Here is an 8,535-nt window from a genome sequence, read left to right as displayed (position 1 = left end):
ACGCTAAGTGAATGATAATGAACAGTTAATAAATTACAAATATTTTCCAATTATTTGGAAAGCAACATAGAAGATATAATAACCAAGTGGGCTACCTTAGCTTGAACAACAAAGCCGATTCTGAGAAAAACACGATGCGCACATTGGGCTTGACAGAAAGACTCGCTATGAGCTTTCGCAATGACTGGTTAGAAGTAGAACTCGATGGAATGGTTAACTATGACCATACAAGGAATCAACTTCAAAGTAGGAACAACTTAGATACGTGGAGATATTCGTACGGACTCAATGTGAACATAACCACTCCTTGGGGAACCAACTTGTCGACAGATATTCATCAAAATAGTAGAAGAGGATATAACGACCAATCGCTTAATACAAACGAACTCGTATGGAATGCCCAAATATCACATAGTTTCTTGAAGAAACGCAACCTGATTTTATCCCTCCAATTCTATGATATGCTGAACAATCAGAGCAACTTTACACGCTCCGTTGATGCCATTCGTCGTAGTGATACGGAATACAACAGCATTAACAGTTATGCCATGTTGCACGTCATCTACCGTCTGAACTTGTTTGGAGGCAAACAAGCACGCCAAGAAATGAATCGGAACAAACTCCGACATGGCGGATTACAACAGGGAAGAGGAAGTTGGAGAGACCAAAGAAGAGGACACTGGAATGGAGGAAGATATTGACAAGAGGTGAAACACCAAAGCGTTAAAAGGCTTCAGTAATCACCTTTTCAATCACCGATGGGAAGTATTTCATTTCCAACTGATGCTCTTTCTCGGCAATATCTTCAACAGTATCCGTTGAATCTAATGGAGTTCGATACTGCGCAATGATTTCTCCACCATCACAAACATCGCTAACCCAGTGTACTGTAAAGCCTGTTTCTGTTTCTCCAGCAGCCTTTACGGCTTCGTGAACATGGTGGCCATACATTCCTTTCCCACCGAATTTAGGTAAAAGAGCGGGATGAATGTTGATCATACGCTTGGGGAAAGCGGCTATAAGAAAATTGGGAATCATCAATAAAAATCCTGCTAATACGATAAAATCAATATCATTACTTTGAAGAATAGGTAATAATATGGAAGCGTCATTGAAGTCTTTTTTGGGCACAATGATAGTAGGAACGCCTAAACGTTTGGCTCGCGTCAAGGCATAAGCATCGCTTTTGTTACTCAAAACCAGCGAAATTTGAATGGTCGTCGATTGAGCGAAGTATCGAATAATATTCTCACAATTGGTGCCATTACCGGAAACAAAAATTGCGACTCGATGAGGTCGAGTATGTAGAGCATTTAAGGACGAGGTAGATTTCATATTTTTATTCATTAAAAGAAAATAAACAACAGGTTATTCATCATCATCTTCATGATCCCAATCATCGATATCTTCAAATCCAAAGAGAGCAGGTTCGATGAATTCATCCATCTTTCGACGATCCTTTTTCGTGGGTCTTCCTGTGCCTCGAGCACGATTCACAAAACCACTAATACGACTCATTTCCAGCAACTCATATTGTTTTGGATCGGTAACATTCTCATAAATCTCGGGAATGAATTTAGCCCCCACACGTTGTTCAATGGTCATAAGCACCTTGAAAGAATAAACAATAGGTGGTTTTCTCACATCAATTTGCACACCGGGCTTGATGATATGACTTGGTTTCACATTCACACCATTAATCGTAATGCGATTATTCTTACACGCATCAACAGCAATAGAGCGCGATTTGAATATCCGTGCTGCCCATAACCATTTATCAATGCGTGCCGAACCAGTATCCTTTACTCGCAAAGTCGATGCCTTAGTTGCATTTTCTGTCATTTGAAATGTTGTTAATCCGTTTTTTCAATGGGAGATTTCGAGGACGATGCATGCTTTCCCAACTGGTTAAATTGGTTCATGGTGATGTTGATACCTGCCAAAACAAAACTTTTTATCAGTTCAAGTGCAATATCAATAGTTGGTTGGAGTATCTTCTCTTCTTCACTTGAAAAGCGACCTAACACCCAATCAACTTGTCCTCCACGCTGAAAGTCATTCCCTATTCCCATACGAAGTCGTGGATAATTTTGACCAATGAGCTGTTGAATGTGCCCTAATCCGTTATGGCCACCGTTACTACCACTTGCCTTTAACCTAAATTCACCTAATGGAATCGAGATGTCATCAGAGATAACAAGGAGGTTTTGCAGCTCTATATTTTCCCTATTTAACCAATAACGAACGGCATTGCCACTGAGATTCATAAAGGTAGTCGGCTTCAATAAAATGACTTTCCGTCCTTTTATTGAGGTCTCTGCAACATAGCCATAACGCTTATCCTCAAAAACAATATTGGACGCTTTAGCTAAAGCGTCCAATACTATGAATCCTGTATTGTGTCTGGTATCGGCATATTCACTGCCAGGATTACCCAGTCCACAAATCAAGTATTTATTCATTGAATCTAATTCATTATATCAATTGGCATCAATACTAAGCCTCTGCCTTTTCTTCTCCTTCAGCAGCAGACTCTTCTCCACCCTCTTCCTCTGCTTCATCAGAAGTATCACTTGAAGCAGTAGCCGAACGTGTCATCTTAATTGAGCATACAACAACATCCTTAGAAGTAGCCATCGTCAATCCGTCAAAACTCAATTGACCAACTTTAATACTCTTACCGATTCTCAACTTGGTAACATCAATATCGAGATGTTCTGGAATTTGTTGATAAGGAGCAGTAACGTTGATTTTACGAATAGACAAGTTCATACGTCCACCATCACGTACACCTTGTGCCAACCCGACTAATTTAACAGGAATACCAATAGTAATAGGCTTCTGATCGTTCACTGCATAGAAGTCAACGTGTAACAAAGCATCTGTAACAGGATGGAACTGAAGTTCTTTCAGGATAGCTGTATGATGCTCGCCATCAATATTCAGATTGATGACATAAATGTGTGGAGTGTAAACAATCTTGCGAAGTTCTGACATAGGAGCAGCAAATGCCAATGCTACTGGCTTACCATCCTCTTTCTGTTCACCATAAAGATTGCAAGGTACTAAGCCTTCTTTTCTCAAATGTTTTGAAGCTTTCTTTCCAAGGTTCTCACGCTTCTGACCTGAAACATTAATCTCTTTCATAATGTGTTACTCTAAATTAAGTTGATAAATTTAATATTGCCTTAATTCGCCATCACACAGAGAAGTAGAAAATCTACTTGCCAAGACTTATCAATGGGTTTGTAAAAGACAACTATTTGTACATCTTCAAAACCTTCTTGGCGTCACTGATGTGCTCAAAAAAGCGGTGCAAAGTTACATGAATTATTTGGAATATGCAAAGTTTCTATAAAAAAACGCTATAATACGCTTGGTTTACTTGCATAGAATGGATAAAATTTCTACATTTGCAACAAGAATAAATCGAGATAACGATTGAAACACAAATTTAATTAGAGGATGATTAATCGCGAACTAATAAGGATAAAGATAGTCCAGTTAACCTACGCATACTATCAAAACGGAAATAAAAATATAGACAGTGCCGAAAAGGAACTCCTCTTCTGCTTGTCGAAGGCATACGATCTTTATAACTATCTCTTGGAATTGATTGTAGCTATAACACATGAAGAGCGTCACAGAGTTGAGATAGCTACACAAAAAGCAAATCGTGAAGGGTTAGAAGCTCCTTCACAAAAGTTTGCTTTTAACAAATTTGCTGTACAGCTTGAGGAAAACAAAATGCTGAATACCTTTCTTGAGGAGCAAAAATTAAGCTGGGACAACGATATCGAATTTATTCGAAAGATGTGTACACAGATAGAAAGCTCATCCATATATCAAGAGTATATGGATAATCCTGACGATTCCTATGAAGCAGATCGGGAGGTTTGGCGCAAGCTCTACAAGCAACTTATTCAAGAGAATAGTGACATCGATGCACTCCTTGAAGAGAAAAGTCTGTACTGGAATGATGATAAAGAGGTGGTAGATACGTTTGTTCTTAAAACGATTAAAAGATTTGATGCTGCAAATAAGAATGAACAAGAACTACTGCCAGAATACAGAGATGAAGAAGATCGTGAATTTGCACGTAAGCTATTCCGTGCCACTATCCTTAATGCGGACACTTATCAGCGGTACATGAGCGAAACGAGTCGCAATTGGGACTTCTCCCGATTAGCATACATGGATGTGGTCATCATGCAAATCGCTATTGCCGAAATGCTAACATTCCCAAACATTCCCATTTCTGTGACCATCAATGAATATGTAAATTTGGCAAAATTGTACAGCACTCCAAAGAGCGGTGGCTACATCAATGGAATGTTAGACGCTATTGCTCGCTATTTAGTAGACACGGGTAAACTGCTCAAGGCCTTACCAGAACCCAAACAGCGACGTTCTACTAACAGAGTTCAAAGAAACTCTGAGTCCAATCAAACAAATGACGAACTTCAATAGATTACATTAAATTATTTATTCAGATATGACAACATTAGTATTAGCTGCACAAGCAGCAGGTGGAGGCGTTGGCGGATCAGGCATGCTTATTTTTATGGTTGCCATGTTAGCCATCATGTGGGTATTCATGATACGTCCACAACAGAAAAAACAAAAAGAAATTAAGAAGTTTCAAAATGCGCTTCAAGAAGGCTCTAAAGTCATTGTGAGTGGCGGCATTTATGGAACTGTTAAGCGCATTGACCTTACAACCAACAAGGTTGATGTTGAGATAGCACGCGGTGTTGTCATTCAGGTAGACAAAAATTTCCTGTATGCTGATACTGCTTCTCAAACCACTACGAACGCTTAAAAAGACGGATGTATTCGGAAATTAAACGTATAAGCTCACTTATCAGAAATTTCCTGTTCAGTATAGTCAACAAGGAATTTCTGATATTTTTATTTTTCTTATTGCTCAGTGGAGCGTTTTGGTTATCCATGACACTTGATGAGACATACGAAAAAGAGATTAGTGTGCCTATCCGGTTAGTCAATGTGCCGAAAAATACCATTATTACAACCGAGATGAACGATACGGTCGTGATGACTGTACGCGATAAAGGATTTGCTTTCATAGGTTATCTGAATAGCAACAGATTTAGAACTATCAACTTGAACTTCAGTACCTATGCCAACAACAAGACGGGGCAAGGAATGGTTCCTATGACAGATGTACAGAACATCCTCTATCAACGACTTTCCAATTCATCAAAGATTGTAAACCTAAAACCCGAACAGCTGAAGTTTTATTTCAATTTTGGACGCTCTAAACAAGTGCCAGTACGAATGGACGGGAAGATTTTACCCGCCAAAAACTACTATCTCGCTCGGATAAAGTTTTGGCCTGAAAAGGTGACCGTCTATGCTCAAAAAGATCTTTTGGACAGCATCAGATACATCGAAACAGAGAAGTTGCACTTTACAAACTTCGCTGATACGGTTATTGAAGAGGTGAATCTCAGCAAAATGATTGGCGTTAAAACGGTTCCCGCCAAGGTGAAAATAGGTCTGTTCCCTGATATCTTGACCGAAGAGAGCATGGAGGTTCCTATTGTGGCTATCAATATGCCGCCCGGAAAGAGACTTAGAACCTTTCCTTCTAAGGTGAGAGTACTCTTCAATATTGGTTCCCACGCCTTTAGAAATCTTCACGAAGACCAGTTCCAAGTGGTGGTGGATTATCATGAGTTAAGCCAACACACCTCGGAGAAAGGTACACTGCACTTGCGCACTTTCCCTATAGAAGTCAGACAAGCCCGATTGGAAATAAAAGAAGTAGATTACCTCATTGAACAGCAATAAAAACAACTTGCTTGATTAGTCATGGGAAAAAAGAAGAAAGTTATTGCGATAACAGGAGGCATTGGCTCGGGTAAGAGCTACGTCGCACAACTTTTAGCCAAACGAGGAATAACGGTCTACGACTGTGATGCTGCTGCCAAGCGTCTCATGCAACAAGATGCAGTCTTACAAGAAGGACTCAAAAAGCTCATTGGTGCTGATGTTTACCAAGGTAATCAGCTTCAGAAATCTGTCGTGACAAAATTCTTGTTGGCATCAGAAGAGCATCAACAAGCCATTCAGCAGCTCGTACATCCTGCCGTGGCAGCCGACTTTCTGCGCTCTCCCTACAACTGGATTGAGAGCGCTATCCTCTTTGAAGCGCACTTCGACCAATTGATTCATCCAGACATCATCATCAGCATCATCGCTCCTTTACAGACACGTGTGCAACGTGTCATGCAACGTGACCAACTCACCGAAGCGCAAGCGATGGACTGGATTGATAAACAATGGCGTCAAGAGGAACTTGTGAAGCGTAGCACATTTACGATTAACAATGACGATGATACCAATCTCAACCAACAAATAGATTGCATATTCAAAAAAATAGATTATCACATATAAAACAAAAAAGTTAAACAACAATGGAAACTATCCTTTCTATCGCAGGAAAACCAGGACTTTATAAAATGGTTTCACGAGGGAAAACAAACTTAATCGTTGAATCTCTTGATGACAAACGTCGCAGAATACCCGCTTTCGCATCAGACCGCGTAACCAGCTTGTCAGACATTGCCATGTACACTGATGCTGACGACGTGGAGTTATGGAAGGTTCTCAAGAGTGTGGGCGAAATAGAAAACGCTAAACCTGTATCGTTTAATTATAAAAAAGCCAAGGGCAAAGAACTACGCGAATACTTTGCAAAGGTATTGCCCTCATTCGATGAGGACCGTGTGCACGATAGCGACATCAAAAAGCTATTGCAGTGGTACGACATCCTTGTACAAAATGAGCTGACTAATTTCGAGGAGTTGCTCGCTCGTAAAGAGTCTGACGAGGAAGAAAAGTAAATCACAAGCCTGCACGAATGGAACTTTGACTTGACAAATCATCATTGACAGAGTTCTATCGTCAACGGGCAAATTGTTCAAAAACTTAAGGTAAGAATGCAAGTCATGCTACTTCATTCTTACCTTATTTTATATCTTATTGTCTTCTTGTCTATCGATGAGCAATGATGCCATTTGCTACAGCACCCCCATCACCAAATAACTCATATACCCTATAAACACGATTGTGAGCAGCGCACCTTCCCATCGTGCAAGCGTATATTTGGTAAATGAGAACAACCACAGCATCACCATTGATACCACTAACATCGTTAAATCCACGGTAGTAATGCCTTGAAGCGTCATGGGACTCATCACACCCGTAACACCGAGAATCAAGAGGATGTTAAATACATTCGAGCCTAACACGTTACCTATGGCAATGCCACTCTGTCCCTTGCGTGCCGACACCACACTCGTTGCCAATTCAGGAAACGACGTGCCTCCTGCAATAATCGTCAAACCAATAACCGCATCGCTTACTCCTAACTGACGAGCAATAACGGTAGCCGCATCTACGAACAAATTACTACCAAACACCAAGCACACCAACCCTACAAAAATCCACACTACCGACATGAAAGGCTTGCCACCTTTGGCAGACGTCTGTTGCATGGATTGCTCATTTTCTTTAGCTCCCTTCAAGGTGATGTACATAAAGACTGCAAACAGCCCCAACAGCACCGCCGCATCTATGCGAGAGATGTTTCCATCTAAGCACATGAGCAATAAAGCCACCGAAGCCACCATGGCAAAAGGAATGTCTTTCTTCACCGTTGCAGGCAGTATCATTATGGGTGTCACCAAGGCTGCACAGCCCACAATCAATAAGGTATTAAAGATATTAGAACCAACAACATTACCCACTGCCATGTCTGGCGTATCTTTCAAAGACGACATGAAACTCACAAAAAACTCGGGCATTGATGTTCCCATTGCCACAATCGTGAGTCCTATCACCATTTGTGATATATGCATACGCTCCGCTATCGCCACTGCTCCATCGGTAAGCCTGTCGGCTCCCCACAACACCAAGGCGATGCCTGCGATCATCCAAATAATATTCAATAACATTTTCTCAAATTATAAATTGTTCTACTCGTCAACTTGTCAACTCGTTTACTCGTCAACTCATTTACTTATGTACTCGTCACCTCGTTCAACTCCTCTTTAATTCCTTGCAAACTTACAAAAAAATCTAAAAAGGCAATCATCGTTCTTAAGTTTTATTGCGCATGCCCATATATGGTAACCAAGTGTGACGATGCTGCAACACAGCTCAAAGTGATAAATCACCAACCGAAAAATGAACATCAAATCACTATGCAAATCAGTCTATATGGCGCACTATTCAAGCCACACCTCCACCCTCTTTTTGTAAAAATAAATAACCAAAAAACAGCCATTGAAAAATGATGAAATAGAAAAAGAGAAGGAGGAAACAAGCATCAAACACCACATTATTTTGCAAAAATAGCCCTCTATTTTTATTAGAGCATTGAGTTAATGCCACTATCACATGCGAATTGGCACACTATTCACATACAATTGCAATGCAACTAATCAGCGAAAATGAAGAAATATCGAAGTTGGTGTAAACTGACTGATAATGAGTAGGAAACGGAAT

At 40.4% G+C, this 8,535-nt stretch carries 10 protein-coding genes and 1 pseudogene; 6 read left to right on the top strand and 5 right to left on the bottom strand.

All coding sequences use genetic code 11. From position 1 onward, the window contains the following. Positions 1 to 74 precede the first annotated feature (74 nt). Positions 75 to 701, top strand: a pseudogene (locus DEM91_RS11440) (outer membrane beta-barrel protein); the annotation flags it as partial. A 22-nt stretch (positions 702 to 723) separates the two neighbouring features. Here the strand turns inward: DEM91_RS11440 and DEM91_RS11435 are convergent. Genes DEM91_RS11435 through DEM91_RS11420 form a run of 4 tightly spaced genes read right to left on the bottom strand, consistent with a single transcriptional unit; the run spans position 724 to position 3,147 of the window. Then, the gene (locus DEM91_RS11435) at positions 724 to 1,335 is read right to left on the bottom strand and encodes a phosphoribosylglycinamide formyltransferase (RefSeq protein WP_025071984.1); all 612 of its coding nucleotides are present in this window, start codon (positions 1,333 to 1,335) and stop codon (positions 724 to 726) included. Between the two features lie 33 nt (positions 1,336 to 1,368). Then, positions 1,369 to 1,842 carry an RNA-binding S4 domain-containing protein gene (locus DEM91_RS11430; RefSeq protein ID WP_195252225.1) on the bottom strand — a complete coding sequence of 158 codons (474 nt, stop codon included), beginning with the start codon at positions 1,840 to 1,842 and terminating at the stop codon, positions 1,369 to 1,371. An 11-nt stretch (positions 1,843 to 1,853) separates the two neighbouring features. Further along, on the bottom strand, positions 1,854 to 2,462 hold the full coding sequence (pth, locus tag DEM91_RS11425; RefSeq protein ID WP_195252224.1) for an aminoacyl-tRNA hydrolase: 609 nt from the start codon (positions 2,460 to 2,462) through the stop codon (positions 1,854 to 1,856). A 34-nt stretch (positions 2,463 to 2,496) separates the two neighbouring features. Beyond that, positions 2,497 to 3,147 carry a 50S ribosomal protein L25/general stress protein Ctc gene (locus tag DEM91_RS11420; RefSeq protein WP_249859008.1) on the bottom strand — a complete coding sequence of 217 codons (651 nt, stop codon included), beginning with the start codon at positions 3,145 to 3,147 and terminating at the stop codon, positions 2,497 to 2,499. Positions 3,148 to 3,465: 318 nt separating this feature from the next. Between DEM91_RS11420 and nusB the strand changes: the two genes are divergently transcribed. The 5 genes from nusB to DEM91_RS11395 are packed head-to-tail and all read left to right on the top strand — an operon-like array spanning position 3,466 to position 6,869. Then, positions 3,466 to 4,470: a transcription antitermination factor NusB gene (gene nusB / locus DEM91_RS11415; RefSeq protein ID WP_249859007.1), complete on the top strand. Its 1,005-nt coding sequence runs from the start codon at positions 3,466 to 3,468 to the stop codon at positions 4,468 to 4,470. Between the two features lie 25 nt (positions 4,471 to 4,495). Continuing rightward, positions 4,496 to 4,822 (top strand): preprotein translocase subunit YajC, encoded by a 327-nt coding sequence (gene yajC / locus DEM91_RS11410; RefSeq protein WP_008122081.1) that lies wholly within the window; start codon positions 4,496 to 4,498, stop codon positions 4,820 to 4,822. 8 nt (positions 4,823 to 4,830) lie between these two features. After that, positions 4,831 to 5,814: a CdaR family protein gene (locus DEM91_RS11405; protein ID WP_249859006.1), complete on the top strand. Its 984-nt coding sequence runs from the start codon at positions 4,831 to 4,833 to the stop codon at positions 5,812 to 5,814. 21 nt (positions 5,815 to 5,835) lie between these two features. Beyond that, positions 5,836 to 6,420 (top strand): dephospho-CoA kinase, encoded by a 585-nt coding sequence (coaE, locus tag DEM91_RS11400; protein ID WP_249859005.1) that lies wholly within the window; start codon positions 5,836 to 5,838, stop codon positions 6,418 to 6,420. A gap of 20 nt (positions 6,421 to 6,440) precedes the next feature. Continuing rightward, positions 6,441 to 6,869 carry a DUF5606 domain-containing protein gene (locus DEM91_RS11395; protein ID WP_025071991.1) on the top strand — a complete coding sequence of 143 codons (429 nt, stop codon included), beginning with the start codon at positions 6,441 to 6,443 and terminating at the stop codon, positions 6,867 to 6,869. Positions 6,870 to 7,046: 177 nt separating this feature from the next. Here DEM91_RS11395 and DEM91_RS11390 read toward each other — a convergent pair whose 3' ends face one another. After that, entirely contained in the window at positions 7,047 to 7,982 is a 936-nt protein-coding gene (locus DEM91_RS11390; protein WP_249859004.1) for a calcium/sodium antiporter, read from the bottom strand. Positions 7,983 to 8,535 lie beyond the last annotated feature (553 nt).

This window comes from Prevotella sp. TCVGH (assembly GCF_023522295.1).
Lineage (GTDB): Bacteria > Bacteroidota > Bacteroidia > Bacteroidales > Bacteroidaceae > Prevotella > Prevotella timonensis.
This window is presented reverse-complemented; position numbering and strand designations above follow the sequence as displayed.